The 17,904-nt window shown below is 62.7% G+C and carries 15 protein-coding genes; 4 read left to right on the forward strand and 11 right to left on the reverse strand.

Features of this window, described 5'->3' with window-relative positions; all coding sequences use genetic code 11:
• Window positions 1–36: 36 nt before the first annotated feature.
• Entirely contained in the window at window positions 37–1,008 is a 972-nt protein-coding gene (gene fmt, locus D9T14_RS02760) for a methionyl-tRNA formyltransferase (protein WP_119160636.1), read from the forward strand.
• Entirely contained in the window at window positions 1,005–2,453 is a 1,449-nt protein-coding gene (locus tag D9T14_RS02765; protein WP_119160637.1) for an RsmB/NOP family class I SAM-dependent RNA methyltransferase, read from the forward strand. Before fmt ends, D9T14_RS02765 begins: the two co-directional genes overlap by 4 nt.
• Before the next feature lie 86 nt (window positions 2,454–2,539).
• Here the strand turns inward: D9T14_RS02765 and D9T14_RS02770 are convergent, their stop codons facing one another.
• The 10 genes from D9T14_RS02770 to D9T14_RS02815 all read right to left on the reverse strand — a co-directional run bounded on the left by D9T14_RS02770 (window position 2,540) and on the right by D9T14_RS02815 (window position 14,445).
• Window positions 2,540–4,027 (reverse strand): MFS transporter, encoded by a 1,488-nt coding sequence (locus tag D9T14_RS02770; protein WP_119160638.1) that lies wholly within the window; start codon window positions 4,025–4,027, stop codon window positions 2,540–2,542.
• 313 nt (window positions 4,028–4,340) lie between these two features.
• Complete coding sequence (locus D9T14_RS02775) at window positions 4,341–5,561, reverse strand: beta-ketoacyl synthase N-terminal-like domain-containing protein (RefSeq protein WP_119160639.1); 1,221 nt, start codon at window positions 5,559–5,561, stop codon at window positions 4,341–4,343.
• A 1-nt stretch (window position 5,562) separates the two neighbouring features.
• Complete coding sequence (locus tag D9T14_RS02780) at window positions 5,563–6,897, reverse strand: beta-ketoacyl-[acyl-carrier-protein] synthase family protein (protein WP_119160640.1); 1,335 nt, start codon at window positions 6,895–6,897, stop codon at window positions 5,563–5,565.
• 81 nt (window positions 6,898–6,978) lie between these two features.
• Window positions 6,979–7,986, reverse strand: a complete 1,008-nt coding sequence (locus tag D9T14_RS02785; protein WP_119160641.1) for an NAD-dependent epimerase/dehydratase family protein — start codon at window positions 7,984–7,986, stop codon at window positions 6,979–6,981.
• A 143-nt stretch (window positions 7,987–8,129) separates the two neighbouring features.
• The gene (locus D9T14_RS02790) at window positions 8,130–10,376 is read right to left on the reverse strand and encodes an MMPL family transporter (RefSeq protein ID WP_119160642.1); all 2,247 of its coding nucleotides are present in this window, start codon (window positions 10,374–10,376) and stop codon (window positions 8,130–8,132) included.
• A 181-nt stretch (window positions 10,377–10,557) separates the two neighbouring features.
• Window positions 10,558–11,118, reverse strand: coding sequence for a 6-phospho-3-hexuloisomerase (hxlB, locus tag D9T14_RS02795; protein WP_119160643.1), 561 nt, complete (start codon window positions 11,116–11,118; stop codon window positions 10,558–10,560).
• Window positions 11,119–11,127: 9 nt separating this feature from the next.
• On the reverse strand, window positions 11,128–11,766 hold the full coding sequence (gene hxlA / locus D9T14_RS02800; protein ID WP_119160644.1) for a 3-hexulose-6-phosphate synthase: 639 nt from the start codon (window positions 11,764–11,766) through the stop codon (window positions 11,128–11,130).
• Between the two features lie 657 nt (window positions 11,767–12,423).
• On the reverse strand, window positions 12,424–12,876 hold the full coding sequence (locus D9T14_RS02805; RefSeq protein WP_126464220.1) for a hypothetical protein: 453 nt from the start codon (window positions 12,874–12,876) through the stop codon (window positions 12,424–12,426).
• Between the two features lie 80 nt (window positions 12,877–12,956).
• Window positions 12,957–13,901, reverse strand: coding sequence for a quinone oxidoreductase family protein (locus tag D9T14_RS02810; protein ID WP_119160646.1), 945 nt, complete (start codon window positions 13,899–13,901; stop codon window positions 12,957–12,959).
• Window positions 13,888–14,445, reverse strand: a complete 558-nt coding sequence (locus D9T14_RS02815) for a TetR/AcrR family transcriptional regulator (RefSeq protein WP_119160647.1) — start codon at window positions 14,443–14,445, stop codon at window positions 13,888–13,890. Before D9T14_RS02815 ends, D9T14_RS02810 begins: the two co-directional genes overlap by 14 nt.
• Before the next feature lie 283 nt (window positions 14,446–14,728).
• Between D9T14_RS02815 and rpe the strand changes: the two genes are divergently transcribed.
• The gene (gene rpe, locus D9T14_RS02820) at window positions 14,729–15,394 is read left to right on the forward strand and encodes a ribulose-phosphate 3-epimerase (RefSeq protein ID WP_119160648.1); all 666 of its coding nucleotides are present in this window, start codon (window positions 14,729–14,731) and stop codon (window positions 15,392–15,394) included.
• Window positions 15,395–15,487: 93 nt separating this feature from the next.
• The gene (locus tag D9T14_RS02825; protein ID WP_232012510.1) at window positions 15,488–16,819 is read left to right on the forward strand and encodes a C1 family peptidase; all 1,332 of its coding nucleotides are present in this window, start codon (window positions 15,488–15,490) and stop codon (window positions 16,817–16,819) included.
• Window positions 16,820–17,030: 211 nt separating this feature from the next.
• Here D9T14_RS02825 and D9T14_RS02830 read toward each other — a convergent pair whose 3' ends face one another.
• Window positions 17,031–17,858: a PAC2 family protein gene (locus D9T14_RS02830; protein ID WP_119160649.1), complete on the reverse strand. Its 828-nt coding sequence runs from the start codon at window positions 17,856–17,858 to the stop codon at window positions 17,031–17,033.
• Between the last annotated feature and the right edge of the window lie 46 nt (window positions 17,859–17,904).

Below are 17,904 nucleotides of genomic sequence, written 5' to 3' on the forward strand. Positions count from 1 at the left end.
AGTAGGCTGTGGCGGAGCAACGTGAAGGAGCACTCCATGCGCATCGTCTTCGCCGGGACACCCGAGGCGGCGGTCCCGAGCCTGCGGGCACTCGCCGGCTCGCCGCACGAGGTCGTGGCGGTCGTCACCAGGCCCGACGCGCCGGCCGGGCGCGGCAAGCGGCTCACCGCCTCACCGGTCGCCGTCGCGGCGCAGGAGCTGGGCATCGAGGTGCTCAAGCCCGCCCACCCGCGCGACGAGGACTTCGTCGAGCGGCTCACCCGGCTCGCACCCGACGTCTGCGCCGTCGTCGCCTACGGCGCGCTCGTACCCGAGCACGTCCTGGCGATCCCCGCGCACGGCTGGGTGAACCTGCACTTCTCGCTGCTGCCCGCCTGGCGCGGCGCCGCCCCCGTCCAGCGGGCCCTCATGAGCGGCGACACCGTCACCGGGGTCACCACGTTCAGGCTCGTGCCGGCCCTCGACGCCGGACCCGTCTACCGCCAGCTGCGCGTCCCGGTCGGCGAGGAGGAGACGGCCGGCGAACTGCTCGACCGGCTGGCCCGCATCGGCGCCGACGTGCTCGTCGACACCATGGCCGACATCGAGGCCGGGCTGCCCGCCGTCGAGCAGGACGAGGAGGCCGTCACGCTCGCCCCCAAGGTCGAGGTCGGCGACGCCCGCCTGGACTGGTCGGCACCGGCCGGGCACCTGGTACGGGTCGTTCGCGGCACCAGCCCGCACCCCGGCGCCTGGACCCTCTTCGAGGGCCGGCGATTCAAGGTGCTGGCCGCCCGAACCGACGACCCGGCCGTGTCCGGCCCGCACCCCGGCCCTCTCGTCCCGGGCCAGATCGAGGCCGACGCCAGGCACCTGTGGGCGGGCACCGGCGATGGTGCGCTGGAGCTCGTCCGCGTCCAGGGCTTCGGCAAGAAGGCCATGAGCGGGGCGGACTGGGCCCGGGGCACCAGACCCGCCCCGGGTGCCCGCTTCGACGACCCGGCCGGCGACGGGCAGGGCCGGCAGTGAGCGGTCAGAACCGGCCCCGCCGCCGCGAGGAGTTCCCGCGCAACCCCTCGCGCCCTGCCAATGACCGAGGAGGGCGCCGCCCCGGCCGGACCCGTGACGGGCGCGGCGGCTCCAGGCGGCCGCTCGACCGGCCGCGGCGCACCGCGCTGGAGGCGCTGCGCGACATCGGCCGTTCCGGTGCCTACGCCAACCTGGCCTGCAGCCGTCTCCTGGCCGAGCAGCGGATCACGGGCCGTGACGCCGCCTTCGTCACCGAACTCGTCTTCGGCACCTGCCGCATGGTCGGCAGCTACGACGCCATCATCGAGCATGCCTCCGGCCGCAGCCTCGACGACCTCGAACCCGACCTCGTCGACGTGCTGCGGCTCGGCGCCCACCAGGGGCTGGCCATGCGCGTGCCCGACCGCGCCGCCGTCGACACGAGCGTCGACCTGGCCGCCCACGTGGTGGGGGAGCGCGCCTGCGGCATCACCAACGCCGTCATGCGCCGGATCATCGCCCGCCCGTTCGGGCAGTGGTGCACGCTCATCGCCGGCGGCGACCCGGACCGTGAACGCGAGCTGCGCACCGGCCACCCGCGGTGGATCATCGACGCCTACGCCGAACTGCTCGGCCCCGACGAGCTGGAACCGGCCCTGGCCGCCGACAACGAGGGCGCCGAGCCGACGCTCGTCGTGCGCCCCGGCCTGTGCGAACGCGACGAACTGCTCGCCGCCGGCGCGACCCCCACCCGCTGGTCGCCCTGGGGCGCGCACCGCGGAGGCGACCCGGCCGAGGTCGAGGCGGTGCGCACCGGCCGCGCCGGCGTGCAGGACGAGGGCAGCCAGCTCGTCTGCCTGGCTCTGAGCCGGGCCGAGGGCCTGAGCGGGCCCCGCTGGCTCGACCTGTGCGCGGGCCCCGGCGGCAAGAGCGCCCTGCTGCGCGGCCTGGCCGCCGAGCATGGCGCCTTCCTCGTCGCGAACGAGGCCCAGCCGCACCGCGCCCGCCTCGTGAGTCTCGCCCTGCGCCGCTACGACCGGCGCGGCCACCAGGTGATCGTCGCCGACGGCAGCGAACCGGCCTGGGACGAGGCCACCTTCCAGGCGGTCTTGGCCGACGTGCCCTGCTCCGGCCTCGGCGCCCTGCGCCGCCGTCCCGAGTCGCGGTGGCGCCGCACCCCGGAGGACCTCGACGAACTCGTCCCGCTGCAGCAGGACCTGCTCGACGTCGCCCTCGGCTCGGTGGGCGCCGGCGGGCTGGTGGCCTACGTCACCTGCTCACCACACCGCGCCGAGACCGCCGACGTCGTGGCGAGCGTGCTCGACCGGGTCGACCTGCTCGACGCCCCCGCCCTCATCCCCGAGGTGCCCGGCGCCGCAGCGGCCACCGACCCCCGCTTCGTCCAGCTGTGGCCCCACCGGCACGGCACCGATGCGATGTTCCTGGCACTGCTGCGCAAACGATGAGCGGAGCGTTCCGCTCCACGGTCATTTCAGTCACCGCCCGAAAACACCACGTACCCCATACCTCCGGTGCTGTTTCGCCCTGCCGCTTATGGTGTTGGAACGGCCTGACCGGCGCCTCGACCGAGGCTGATCCGGTCGAAGACGGCCAGTGCCGTCGAGGCCGCGATGAACAGGGCGATTGCCGCGTAGGCGCTCGTCAGCGCCGTCGCCCAGCCGCGGGAGACGAGTGAGTAGAAAATGGCCGTGGTGATCGCGTTGCCGATGGCGGTGGCGATGCGTTCGGCAGTGGATTTGATGCCGCCGGCGACGCCGCCCTCGGCCGGTGGGATCTCGGCCATCGACAGGGTCTGGTTGCAGCCGGTCATGCAGCCACTACCGAAGCCGATGAGTGACAGCGGCAGGATGAGCCACCAGAAACTGATGTGGGCTGCCTCAATGCCACGGGCGGTGACGGCTGTGCCGATCACACCGATGGTCATGCACGACAACCCGGTGATCACAATAGTACGTCCCTTCGTGAGTGCCATGCGTCCTGTTAGAAGTGAGGTAACCGCTGTGATAATTGCGTAAGGCAGGCCCAGCATGCCGGTGGCGAGGGCCGAGGCGCCCATGCCGTTCTGAAGAAATAGCGCAGCCAGGATGAGTACCGAGGTGCTACCTAGGAACTGTGTGCCACTGATGGCAGTTCCATGGGTGAAGGAGCGGTGATGGAAGAGTGCCAGGTCGACCATGGGCTGACGTCCGTGGGCCTTGTAGGCGCGTTCCCAGCGCAGCCAGGCGGCTAGGAGAACGGCTGCCGGTGCCAGTAGCGCGAACGCCGGGCCCGTTTTGAGGATGAACGGGAGCATGATGCACAGCACTGCGGCGGCCAGTAGGACGATGGCCACGGGGTCGATGTCGAGGCGCGTGTGCGGGGCTCCGCCTTCGCGTCGGGTCTGATGGCGGTGACGCTCCGTCTCGAAGGGGAACCAGCGCAGGGCAAGAACAGCACCGATGATGCCTAAGGGGAAAGTCCAGATGAATGAGGCGCGCCAACCAATGTTCGGTCCTGCTGCGCGGATGATGAGGCCGGTGAGCAGCGGGCCAGCTGTCACTGAGGCCGAGATGACCAGGCCGAAGATGCTGAATGCCTTTGCCCGGGCCTGGCCTCTGAAGTACTGCTGGATCATGCCGGTGGTTTGCGGGTTGTAGACGCCGGCGCCGAAGCCCTGGACGAGGCGGGCGATGTTGAGCATCAAAGGGCTGTTGGCCAGGCCGCAGGCCAGCGAGCCGAGGCTGAAGATCGCCATGCCGATGATCCATACTGAGCCATGGCCCAAGGTGTCGCCGATGCGTCCGGCCGCGACGAGAACCATGCCGAAGACGAGGGCGTAACCCGAGAGCATCCACTGCACAGAGGAGTCCGAGGCGCCGATCGCGCTCTTGATCGTTGGTAGGGCCACACTGATGGACGAGATGGCCATCACAGCCATGGCGAGCGGGATCATCAAGGTGAGCAGTATTTTGATGCGGTTGAAGACCCGGGTGTGGCCCGCAACGCGGATGAGATTGTTTTCAACGGTAATGAGAGACATGGCTTCCTTTGTTTTGCCTGTCGTGTTGGCGGAGTTCGAGCGGAGCCCGATGTTCGCGTCGGCTCAATCGTCGACATTGCGTCAAACACCTGCAGTTCAAGCCATGGGGCACCCAACAGGACAGACTATGGCGCGGCTGCGCACTGTCAGCCTTGGGTCGTGCACCGGCGGATCATCGGGGGTTACGCTAGTGTTGGCAGGCAACGTCATTGCTGGCCTCCAGTTGTCGCATGAGGGGCAGATTTGGTCCGGCCCTAATGCCAGCCAAAACCGCAGGTGAAGCAGCAAAACCGAGGTTCTTCGGATTGGTTTTTCAGCTGTCCTCAGCGGACAGAATCAAGCCCGAGATCCTGCTACCAAGCAGGCTGCGGTGCAGGATGAGGACATTTCTGATCTGCTGGTCTTTGGTTTCATTCCCGGTGAACCATTCTTCGCAGCCCTCAGCAACTGCGCAGGCGAGACCGGGGACCTGTTGGTGTCCCAGGCAGAGCAGAGCGGTGATGATGTTGGTGACAACACTGAAACTGATTCCATATCCAGTGATTGGATTTGGTGTGTAAATCAGGTTTCTGGTTGGTTGAAACAGGTCGGTGATGGCGGTGAGCTCTGAATTCGTTGTGGCCGGTTCACCATCCGCTGTCGGAATGATTAGATCAATATCTGAAAAAGTGATGTGGGCGTCGTCTATGAGTCTGGTAATAAGTTTTCGGTACTCGGCGTCGATGAGGATGTCTCGAGACAAAAAAGACCTGCTTGCGTTGACGGTACCTACAGCAGTCACACTGGCCAAGGGAACTGCCCCTCGAGCGAGTGCGGTTTGCGGATCTTCAACGCCTATGACGGCGCCTCCATTGCCAGGAGCAAACCCCGTATATTGAGAGCAAAATGGTTCGTATGCTGTTTCTTCGCAAAAAGTGAGTGAATCAGCGCAGTAATCCACGAGAAGATCCGGAGGAACGGCCTCGGCGGCACCGATAAGGACAACCTTATTTCGTTTCTTCTCAATTGTTTGTAGCGCGATATCGAGCGCATCAGGGCCAATGCATGACCCAGTCGTGACAGCACAGTTCTCTCCTTTCGTTCCTAAGATGCTGGAGATTTCTCCTACACTCGATCCGAAGTAGAATGCCATGCCGGTGCGAGGAGATATTCTGCCCGGTTTCCCGCTGACAACTTTCTTCATCTGGCTGATGCCGAACTCGATTTGCGCGAAAGCAGTCCCCATTATGACGCCAATATCTTCCGGGTTCAAGTATTCTTGGGAGGAGAGTTCCCGGATGGACATCTCACCTGCGCAGTCGAGCGCAGTCGTCGTTGCGTAGAGAACTTGATCGTCCATGTACCGGGTTCGCCTGCCGAGTTCTGGGTAATTTTCCAGCGGTACCCTGGTGGGGGCGGAGCACAGAAATTGCTTTCCCGAATGTCTTGGGTGGTGCACGAGAGAGCTTGTTTTCGTAGTCAGCGCATGCCAGAGAGAACTAGCCCCATGAATTCCTCCGGAAGAATAGCCTGTGCCGGTCACAAACTGTCTCATATTAGTCACTCCAATCTGCTAGTACCAAGGCCATGTTTGATCCCCCAAATCCAGTTGCAGTCTTTAATACGTAGTCACACTTTTCGATAGTGCGTGCTTCATTCGGCACGCAGTCCATGTTGCACTCCGGATCAAGTGTAGAATAGTTCATGGTGGGCGGAAGAATTTTTTCACGGAGGGTCATACTCAGACACACTAATTCCAGCGCGCTCGCTCCACCGAATGCGTGGCCAATCATTGACTTGATGGAGCCAATTGGCGTGTCGGTTCTACCGAGCGCATCCGTAATGGCCCGAACTTCCGCTCTATCGTTTTCGCGGGTTCCGGTCCCATGGCAACTGATATAGTCAATATGGTTCGGCGATATGCGTGCTTCAGTAAGAGCCTGTTGGATGGCATCTGACCACCGAGAGCCCTCATGGGAAGGTCTTACCATGTCTTCACCATCTGATGTTGCGGCATAACCGATGACTTCCCCATAAATGTGTGCGTTCCGCTCAAGAGCCGAACTCAAGTCTTCCAGGATGAGGAAACCGGCACCCTCTCCGAAGACCATGCCGTCCCTGTTGGCAGAGAACGGCTTGCATGCTTGAGCTGGCTCGCCAGTCCACCGTGACGTCGCGCCGATGACCCGGAACCCCATGTAGTTGGTGATGATAATGGGTGCGTCGCAGCCGCCCGCGAGCGCGACGGTTGTTCGGCCTGTCTTGATATCGCGGAAGCTAAGTCCCACCGATTCTCCACCTGCATAGCAGCTGGTGCTAGCCGAACGCAGGATGCCGTTGGCTGAAAAATGATGCGCAATCAGGTCAGGCCAGGCCCCAGGACAAAAAGTATGGGCTAATGAGGAAATGGGACGAGGGGACCTAGTGAGATGCGAGGTTGCCATGTCGGCGGCGCTCGCTATCCCTGCTGTGGTTGTTCCAAGATATACACCGAACTGATCATTTGGAATTATTTTACCCAAGGTATCTGTCAAATGGGCATCATCGAACGCCTCTTGAGCTGCGACAAGAGCTAGCTGCATGCCCCGATCCGTTAGGTTCGCATAGGTTGCTGCTTGGGGAAATTCCGCGGCGAAGTCGAAATCACATAGCTCGGCTCCGAGCGGTGGAGGGGATATCTCAAACTTGGAGAGCGAATGCAATTCACCTACAGCGATCTTTCCACTGACTACTGAACGCCACAACGTGTGTGCACCCACTCCGTATGGAGACACTGCTCCTAGCCCAGTTATTACTACCCTGTGATTTGTCATGGATCTCGATTCATTTGCTAGATGGTGTTTTTGACTGAACGATGTTCTGAGGGGATGTGATGAGGTGTAGATCGCCATCGGAACTTATTCATGGAAGGCGAAATAAAGTCAAGTTACTAGCTGAGCTCTACCAGTTGGCAACTTAGTAGGCCTTACGTTCTATGTGTGGGTCCAGTTATCACGAAGCCAACGCATAGTTCTGGCGAGGCCATCTGTGATGGAGAATTCAGGGGAATAGCCAAAATCTCGACGTGCTTTTTCACAGGAACAGAACCAGTAGTTAGTTGTCATCCACTGAATATCACGAGGAGTTAATGGAGCGGTAAAACCAAATATTCCTGATAAAGTATCAACGACATGGGATATTCCTAACAGTGGAGCTCGAGGGAAATTCCTTTCGGGTGGTGTCAGCTGGTAGGCTGCTGCTATGCCCTCGATAATTTCTTGGAAGGTGTACGGCCTCGAGTCGGAGAGAAAATAGGTTTGCCCTACGGTGCTATCTGATTCGGCTGCGTCAATCATTCCTCTTGTTAGGTTTTTGACATAACAGAAGTCTGACAGGTTCTTGTGACTTCCTGGGATTATCAAGGGGTAGTTATGCTGGGATGATTTTTTGATGAGCTCGAAGAAGCGATACCAGTCTTGGCTGCCTTCCCCATATGTCATGACGGATCTGATGATTACCACGGGGCTTCCTGTTTCCGCGCGGTGACGTAGAGCGGCGAATTCCACGTTTGCCTGACAACGACCATAATTCGTGAGTGGCCGTAGTTCGCTTTCCTCGGTGAGAGGGAAGCCATCTCTGGAGGGGCCTGTGGCGGCGATGGTGCTCTGAACGATGATACGTGAGACATTCTGATTCTGTTCCCATGAGGCTAGGATATTCTTAGTACCAACAATGCCTTCGGAGTAGGAATCGTAGCTCCGATGTGAGCTAGGGTGTTCATTCTTGGCGAGGTTGAAGACCGTGTCGACTCCTGCCATCGCGTCTTGGATTGTATTCATGTTAGTAAGTGAACCCTGTCTGACTGAGACGGCTTCGGGAAATATTGATCGAGTCTGCTGGATGTCGGGGTCAAGAACCACGACATCGTGTCCTCGATCAAGAAGATCTTCCACCAAACTTCTCCCCACAAAACCAGTAGCACCTGTGACTAATGCCTTCATTTGTTTGTTTCCCCTTTCGATCTGACATGCTGATTGATGGGTTCATTTACTCGGCGGAAGCCATCGCTGCGTCCGCAACCGGTTGTCTGAATGAGATGGCAGTTGCACAAATCTCCCCAAAAAGCAATTTTGGCTGTGGGCTGTCAGCTTTTTCCTGGCAGGAAATGCCTGTAAAGTTTGGCTAGTGGCCCGGGGGCCCACCAGTTCCACTGGCCGAGTACCGTCATCGTCGCCGGTACGAGCAGCAGCCTCACGAGGGTGGCGTCGGCGGCGACCATGATGGCCAGTCCCACCCCGAGTTCCTTGATGGAGATCATCTCGCCCGAGACGAAGCCGAGGAAGACGGCGATGATGATGGCGGCCGCGGAGGTGATGATGCGGCCCGAGCGCTGCAGGCCGCGGGCGACTGCCTCGTCGTTGTCGTAGCCGGCCTGCCAGTACTCGGTGATGCGGGCCAGCAGGAAGACCTCGTAGTCCATCGCCAGGCCGAAACCGAACGCCATGAGGCAGGCCACGATGAAGGTCTGCATACCGGCTGTCTGCGGCAGCCCCAGGTGGCCGCCCTGGAACAGCCAGGCCGTCGCCCCGAGTGAGGCGACCAGCGAGAAGGTGTTGATGATGAGCGCCTTCAGGGGGATGATGAGCGAGCCGGTCATGCAGAACAGCAGCACGAAGACGGCCGCGACGACGATGAGCGCCGCCCAAGGCGCTCGATCAACCATGGCATCGATGAAGTCGGTCTGCTGGGCTGCCTGGCCGCCTACCCAGACCTGGTAGCCGGGGTCGATGGCGCGGATCTGGTCGACGGCGTCGGTGGCTCGCGGGCCGACCGGGTCGTCGACGTCCATGAGGACGCTGATGAGCGTCATGTGCTCGTGGTCGGCAAGATCGGTGGCCGTGACGTGGGTGACGTCGTCCATGGCGCCGAGGTCTGACACGAACCCGGCCGCGGTGGTCGGGTCGGTCTGCGCGACGATGCTGATCGTCGGGCTGGCCAGCGCCGGGTAATCGTCCTGGAGGATGTCGTAGCCGGCGCGCACGGAAGAACCTGCTGGCATGTACTCGATGATGTTTGTCCGCATGTGCATGGAAACAACAGGACTCGCCATAACGGACAGCGCAGCTGCGATGGTAAGAATGACGATCCACGGGTGCGCCACGACGCGGCGCGACAGGCGGCTGAACACGCCGTCGTCGGACGATGTGTCGCCCACCGCGGCGAGGACACGCCGCAGCCCCGGCACCCGGCTCAGGGCGCTGGGGCGGACGAGGCGGGCGCCGAGCAGCGTGATGATCGCCGGCACGAGCGTAACCGTCCCCAGAACCGCGACCAGTGCCACAATGGCAGCGCCAGCGGCAATCGTCTTGAACATTGGAGTGCGAAGAACAAGCAGACCCGCAATGGAGCAGGCGATGGTCAGCGCCGAGAACGAGACGGTGCGGCCCGCGGTGGCGACCGTGCGCACGACGGTGGCCCGGACGAGGTCCTTCATGGCGTCCCCGGCGGGCAGTTCGCCATCATTCCAGCCGGCCCTGGCCAGCTGGGCGGCGGCCTCCTCGCGGTAACGGCTGACGAAGAGCAGGCCATAATCGATCGACAAGGCCAGTCCCAGAATTGAGATGACATTGAGGATGAACGAGTGCACATCGAGAGCGAAAGTCAGACACCACAGCGCGCCCATCCCGACCAGGATCGAGATGACCGCGTTGACGAGCGGTAGACCGGCGGCCAGCAGGCCGCCGAAGACGATCACCAGCAGGACAAGTGCAACCGGCAGGCTCACTGATTCTCCTTGAGCAAGATCTTTTTGGACCAGTTGGCCAATGGAATCACTGATGAGCTTCGACGACACTGCGTGAGCATTCGCGTTGGGTGAGTGCTGACGTAGTGCGTCTAGATAGGCGCCCTCGGCCGTTTTGGCAACCCGGTCGTTAGCTGCCTGTGAACGTTCGTCGTCGAGGCCTTCAGCGAGTGTGACGAGTTCAACGTAGCCATCACCGGAGCTTGAGAGCAGAGCTTTAGCTTCTTGGGAACTCGGATCAGGCATCATGAAAGCGTCCTGTACCGAGACGACGTCTTCAAGATCGGACAGGGTCTTGCGAGCCATCGACACGGCAGCGGAGAGTTCTGCAGGGTCGTTACCCATGTCAACGTCGCTGATGATGACTGTCACTGTTTCACCATCGGTCTCGTCAGAGGTTGTCAGCGAAGTAACACGGTCAGACTCAGTATCGGGAGTGGGGGCGTTCGTGCTTGTCAAGCGGTCGAAGAGACCGCCATGCCCCATGCCTTGAAAAGTTAAGTAGACCATGGCGCTCAGTAGCAGCATCCAAGCGATGATGAACAAAGCTGGATGTCGAGAGACAGTGCGGCCGATCTGATCAAACATGGACTTCCTTATATCGAGGATTGTATTAGAAATGGCACAGTGCAGAGCAGTGAAAAATGGTTTCGACTGGTAGGTCAAAACTGTTGAGGTGGAGTGCAGAATACAGAACCGCGGTAAAGATATGGGGTGGTGACGGTGATTTTCTGGTTCAAGGGAGTCGTCGTACGCTGCATGCCGTGGTTCATTCTAAGTTGGCGTGGCGAGTTTGCATCACCTCAACGCTTTGAGACATCTCATGGCGAAGCAGCATGACAAGGGCATCGCAGGTGAGCCAAGCCATCTGCTCAAAAAGTGATCCGGAGAACTGTTTGGACGCGATGGGTGTTTCAACCTGCATCGCCAAGTGGGTCCGGCCCGGCAGAATGATGCGATGGGATGCCATTTGTGCAACGGGGCCCTGTGGGTTGAGGGTTATTGTTGCGAGCGTGGCATTCAGCGCGCATGCCTTCTCCGCCATGACACGAAGGCTGGCCGTGGCACCTGAGCCGGAAATGATGATGAGCAGATCGTTGGCTGTGATGGGCGGGGTCGTCGGTTCACCGACGAATGAGACGTTGATCCCGAGATGGAGCAGGCGATTTGAGAGTGCGCGTGCGACGAACCCCGAGCGTCCGGCACCGCTGACGAAAACGCGTTCAGCGCGCTGGCAGGCCTCGCATAAAGCACGGACTTGTTCTCGATCAACATAGGCCGAGGCTTGGGTTAATTCATCGATGATGGTGTTGAGTTCAGGCAGTGGCATGTTGGCTCCTCATGATGACACGGTGTGGAGGGCTTCTCGCATGCTGCTGGCCGCTGTCACAGGGTTTTCGGAGTGAGTAATACCGGACCCGACGACGATGACTTCTGGTCCGAGCTTGGCATAGGAGAGGATGGTTGTTGGGGAGATCCCTCCTGCGACTGCGATCATGGAGTGTTTAGTGCATTCCGTCAGGACTGAGAGGTCATCAAGCGGGGTGCGTCCCTGCGCTTGTTGGTCGACTCCGGTGTGAACCCCGAAATGGCATACCCCAATGTCCTCCAACTCGGCGACACGGGCGGGGATATCTGGTTGGCAGATCATGTCGACATACACGTTACGGCCATGTGTAGCAGCCATTTCGACGCATCCTTTGATGGTGCTGATATCCGTGACGCTCAATACAGTGCAGTAATCTGCGCCAGCTTCGAATGCGAGAGCGGCAACGTAAGCGCCGACATCCATGATCTTCGTGTCTGCGAGTATTTCGAGATGTGGAAATTCTGTGTGATAACGACGAACTGGCTCCATCCCATATCTAGTGATCATGGGTGTGCCGACCTCGATGATATCTATAAATTCTTGGACCGTTGATATTAGTTCTGTCGCGTCATCAAAATCCAAATCATCCAATGCAAGCTGGAGTTTCATGGTACTCCTTTCGGGGGTGTTTAGGTATGTCAATATGACTTAACCTTCCGGAATAAGTCCACCGGGGACATTACAAGCCTTATTCCGAATGGGTCAATGGCCTTCATTTTCCTGCAGATGGGGGGAGGTTCAGGGTTGTGGTAATTGCTGACTCATGATAACGACGTGGTCGCCTCTTGGTGGTGAAGATGGGTCCATTGTGTGGGTGAGTGAGGGGTGAATCTCCGACTATTTAGTCGAGGAGCAGGCACGAGATCGTGTGGATTGGGCTGCCAGGAATACTCTGTGCACGAAGGCAAACACTTGGTGAGGGGGTGCTTGGATGAAGGCTTGTACTGGTCACTAGGATGAATGCCTTCAGGGAGGAATCAGGGATTGCTGGTTGTCACCATAGTCATCGACAACGATGACCGGTTCCGCTCGTTCGCGTTCGGGGCGTTTATCACGCAGTTCTGCGTTGGGTTCGGCGTTCTGACGATCAGATGAATCCCCCTGGCCTCCGTCATACTGAGCGCTGTCGAGAACGGATGGTCTCGGCCTCGGTTGATCCGAACGACGTTGTCTTCACCGGACTCGGCGTGCCGTTCCAGCCATGCCGGGACGTGCGGTTGATGAGGCGGTCATCGAGTTCCCCGATGGCGCCGAGTTCCCCGGTGGTTACGAGCTGGAGCTCTGCTCCGCGAGTGCCTTCAGGTTCTTCAGCTGGCGGCCTGCCATGATCTTGTCTCCCAGGGCCAGGAACGTGCGGGTGAGGGCAGGAGTCCGGCGAGAAAGACAGGCCGTTGCCTGAAGGCGGGTGGTCTTGGGGCTTCGGGGGAGCGCCTCGTATGACACCGCGATGTCACCGTAGACCGGGATGAATTGAGGTCGGGAGCGTCCGCTGATGGACTTCCCGGACACGAACGAGTCGATGGCGAAGATCAGGAAGGGCTGCCCGATCGTCAGGCGTTCTGCGTCCAGGGTCAGCGTCCGGGGACTACGACGTCCCGGATGGTCCAGCCAGTCGATGCTGTATGGAGCAACTGTGAGTTGGCAGAGCCAGCGGTACACGAAACCCTGCGGAGCGTTGATGTCGATACAGCGCACCCATCGGTCTGCGGAATGAGGCATCAGGTCATCCGCGGGACAGTGGCGGTTGATGTCTCTCGGATCTGCATTGGTGTACCGGAAGAAGGCCGGGGCATGGTGAGTCATGGCATCTCCGAATGGTCGATCAAACGAGCGCCGAGGGTGTTGCCGGAATCGAGTTCCTCGTATGCCGAGCGAATTCGCTTCGGGCTGTGCCACGAGCCGACAACTGGCATGAGCTCTCGCGCAGCGATCGCGCGGGCAAGCCAGGCCAGGTCCTGTGAGGCATGGCCCGCGGCGACCGGCAGGCTCGTGACGTGTTGTCGCAGTGCGGGCGCAACGGTTGCCGGCCATGCCCCTCCGTCAACGACGACCGTGCGTCCGCCGGGGCGCACGGCGGTCAACCATTCAGCGGGTCTCCCTGCTGCTGCCACCATGCCGTCATAGCCGCGACTGGATTGAATCTCCTCGAGATCGTCGCGATGGTCCCAGGCCTCCTGGGCACCCAGATCGCGACACGTGGTGAGCGCTCGTTGTCCCGCGACAGCGTCCACCGTGGCGCCATGCCGGGCGGCGATCTGGATGGCGGCGAGGCCGACGGGGCCACCCGCCCCCAAGACGAGTAGGCGTTGCCCCGGTTGAGTTCTCAGCACGTCCCGGACCGCCTTGAGGGCCGTCAAGCCACCGAGCGCCAGAGCGCAATCTTGCGGATCGGGTGTGTAATCCGGCGGGAAGACCCCGCAGCGGCTCGGCTCGATCGCAAGCATCTCCACGGAGGTTCCGCGTCGGGTGAGGGGCTCCAAACCGAGCACGATGGCAACCCATGAGCCTTCGCCCAAACCGGTGCCATTCGCGTCGACCACCTGACCAATGGCGTCGAAACCGACCTGTTTGGGGAAACCGATCCCGTGGGGGAGACGCCCGTGCATGTATCTCGCGTCGATGCGGCTGACGCAACTCGCCAGCACGCGGACGAGTGCCTGCCCCCGACGCAGGTCCGGAACCGGGCGCTCGATGATTTCGAGGACCTCCGGGCCGCCATGGCGTCGATACTCAACCGCCCACATGGTCATTCCTCTCGCAGAGCAGTGAGGCGGCCAACGCGCACAGCCTGTCCTCGAGTTCCCTGAGCGGAAGATCGGTCAGTGTCAGCCACGCCTGTGCGGCGCCGAGGAGCACCGCCTGGACATCGCCGGCTCCGAGTCCGGCAACAGGGGTGAGATGACTTCTTCTCAGCAGGTCCTCGATCTCGCTGCGTCCCTGCGCCACCACTCCCTGTTGAAGCCGTCTGCTCAACACCGGGTCGTTGGCCATGTCGAGGAGCACCGCCGGCATGACCCGGGCTGCTTCGTCCTTGCCCAGAAAAACACTGACGCGACGCGCCAGCACTCTGCTGGCGTCAGGAATCGTCGGTTCACACTCCAATGCCGGCAGCTCCCGATCATGCATCACGGTTGCGAACACCAGTTCGGCCTTGGTCGGCCAATGTCGGTAGAGGGTTGTCTTGGCCACACCGGAGGCGGCGGCAATTCCTTCAAAGGTCACCCCGCGATAGCCCCGAGCCTCAATGGCGGCGAGCACAGCCGGTCGTACTTTCGACTCGATGTTCATGACACCTCGCTTTCGCTACGCTACGTAGCGTAGCTCTTGGATGGGTGGGCCACAAGAGGGGCCGGCGACTCGCACGGGTGCGGCATCAGGTGGTCCAGCGAGCAGTCGGCTGGCCAGTGTCTGGTCTGCGTCTGGTTGCGGAATTCGTAGATCGGGAGCGGTGACGGGGTCATCGTGTCGCGTGGCGGTGCCGCCGAGGCCGAGGCGGGCCTCATTGGGGGTCTGTTCGTGGTTTGGGGTAGTCGGCTGGTCCTCCTTCAGGCCATGGCCATAGACTTGCGCCGTGACCATGCGCATCACGCCCAGCGTGCTCAACGCCGACCTGTCCGACCTCGCCGGCACCCTCGAGAAGATCCCCAGCAGCGACGCCGTGCATGTCGACATCATGGACAACCACTTCGTGCCGAACATGACCTTCGGCCTGCCGGTCGTCGAGGCCCTGCGCCGACGCACCGCGCTGCCCATGGACATTCACCTCATGGTCGACAACCCCGACAGCTACGCGCCGCAGTTCGCCGAGATCGGCTGCGAGTCGGTCACCTTCCACGTCGAGGCCTCCGGCGCCCCGATCCGGCTGACCCGCGAGCTGCGCCGGCTCGGCGCCCGCGCCTCCATGGCCCTCAAACCGGCCACCCCGATCGAGCCCTACGCCGACATGCTCGGCGAACTCGACCAGGTGCTGCTCATGACCGTCGAACCGGGCTTCGGCGGCCAGAAGTTCCTCGACCTCGTGCTGCCCAAGATCAGGCGCACCCGTCGGCTCGTCGCCGCCACCGGCCAGGACATCTGGATCCAGGTGGACGGGGGAGTCAGCGTCGAGACGATCGGCCGCTGCGCCGAGGCCGGCGCCGACGTCTTCGTCGCGGGCACCGCGGTCTTCCGCGCCGACGACCCCGACCAGATGGTGCGCCAGCTGCGCGAGCAGGCCACCGCGGCCTGCGCCCACTGAACCGTCAGCAGCCTTCCGGGCCGCCCAGCGGGTGAGCGGCCCCAACCACCAGGTTTGCGAACGGTTCTCAACCGGAGGGGATATCCTGGTGCGGTGAGCACACCGAACCCATCCCTCGACCAGGACACCATCGCCGCGCTGACCGAGCGCTTCGCCGCCGACCCGGCCGCCCGGATCGCCCAGAACGCCGTCGCCACCACCGACATCGACACGATCAGCCTCGACCGGGCCGTCGTCGCCTCGATCGACCCCAGCGTCTCGAACCGGGTGGACAGCTGGAGCGCCGCCAACCAGAAGAAGTCCGGCCGCTGTTGGCTGTTCAGCGGCCTCAACCTGCTGCGCAGCGGCGTCATCGACCGGCTCAACCTCGAACCGGACTTCGAGTTCAGCCAGGCCTATCTGCACTTCTGGGACAAGCTCGAGAAGGCCAACTGGTTCTGCACCTCGATGATCGAACTGGCCGACCGCGAGCTCGACGACCGCACCGTCCACCAGCTGCTCGCCGACCCGATCGGCGACGGCGGCCAGTGGGACATGTTCGTCTCCCTCGTCACCAAGTACGGCGTCGTCCCCAAGTACGCGATGCCCGAGACCTTCTCCAGCTCGAACACCGGCTCGATGAACGCCCAGCTCGAACAGATCCTGCGCCGCGGCGCCCTCATCGTCCGCGAGGCCACCGCACAGGGCCGCGGCGAGCAGGCCCGCCGGGAGATCCTCGAACAGGTCCACCGCGTGCTGTGCATCCACCTGGGCACCCCGCCGGCCCGCTTCCTGTGGCAGTACCGCGACAAGGACAAGAACTTCGTGCGCGGCGGCGAGCTCACCCCGGCCCAGTTCGCCGCCCAGGTGCTCACCGTCGACGTCGACGACTACGTCTGCCTGGTCAACGACCCGCGCCCGAGCAGCGGCTACAACCGCATGCTCACCGTCGACCACCTCGGCAACGTCGTGGGCGGGCGCCCGGTGCGCTACCTCAACGTCGAGATCGACGTCATCAAACAGCTCGCAGCCCAGATCATCTGCGACGGCCAGCCGGTCTGGTTCGGCTGCGACACGGTCCCGCAGTCCGACCGGGAGCGGGGCATCTGGGACGCCCGGCTGCACGACTACGAGGGCGTCTACGGCATCGACATGTCCACGACGAAGGCCGAACGCATGGTCAGCGGCCAGTCCGCCATGACGCACGCCATGGTGCTCACCGGCGTCGACCTGCTCGACGGCGTCCCGCGCCGCTGGCGGGTCGAGAACTCGTGGGGCGACGAGAAGGCCGACAAGGGCTTCTGGACGATGAACGACTCCTGGTTCGCCGAGTACGTCTACGAGGTCGCAGTGCCGCGCCGGCTCCTGTCGGCGGAGCTGGCCGCCGTCCTCGACACCGAGCCGGTCGTACTGCCCCTGTGGGACCCGATGGGCGCCCTCGCCTGACCGGACCCCTCGAAGACACCGGGACCCGGGGTGCGCGCCCCGGGCTCAGGCGTCACCGAACCCGACTGCCCGCCAGGCACGGGCCCCGGCACCACGGTGGTCAGCCGGTGCGATCTGCACCCCGGTCACGGGCGCCGCGGGGTTCCGGCCGGACGGCAGGCACGGCTCAGCCGGCCCGCCCCGGGCCTTCGGACCCGGGCAGGAAGGCCCCTCACAGATTGCGCCGGCGCAGATAGCGCTGGAACTCGGCAGCCAGGGTGTCGCCCGTCGTGTCGGGCAGCTCCTCGGCGTCCTGCTGCTCCTCGAGGTCGCTGATGTACTCGGCGACGTCCGGGTCGTTGCTGGCCAGCTCGTTGACCCCGCGCTCCCAGGCCTGCGCCAGCTCGGGGATCTCGCCCGGGTCGAGCGCCTCGTCGACGAGGTCCTCGACCCTCGTCAGCAGGCTCAGCGTCGCCTTCGGGCTCGGGGGCGTGGCGACGTAGTGCGGCACCGAGGCCCACAGCGTCACGCAGGTCAGGCCGACCCGCTCGCAGGCGTCCGCCAGCACGCCGACGATACCGATCGGGCCCTCGTAGTCGCTCGGGGCGATACCGAGTTCCCTCGTCAGGACGCCGTGGCTGGACGAGGCGTTGACCGGCAGCGGCCGCGAGTGCGGCGAGTCGGTGAGCATGGCCCCCAGGATGACGACGAGCTCGGGCTCGACCGAACGGATCGCCGAGATGAGCCCTTCGCAGTACGAGCGCCAGTGCATGTTCGGTTCGGGGCCCGAGATGAGCAGTGCGTCGCGGTGCGGCAGATGGCACAGCGAGATCTCGGTGGCCGGCCAGCTGATCTTCGGCTCGTCGTCGATGAGCTCGACGCGCGGGCGGGTGGCCTGGAAGTCGTAGTACTCCTCCGAGTCGAGGCGGTGCCACAGCTCGGTCGGGTAGGTGCTCGCGAGATGCCTGATGACGCCAGTGGCGGCATCCGCGGCGTCGTTCCAGCCCTCGAAGGCGGCGATCACGACGGACGGCATGCGCGTCTCAGCTGACTCGGCCATGCCTCAAGGGTAATGACCGGCTCCAACGCCGCGCCGCTCCTGCCGC

The organism is Propionibacterium australiense, from assembly GCF_003666605.1.
Taxonomy (GTDB): Bacteria; Actinomycetota; Actinomycetes; order Propionibacteriales; family Propionibacteriaceae; genus Propionibacterium; species Propionibacterium australiense.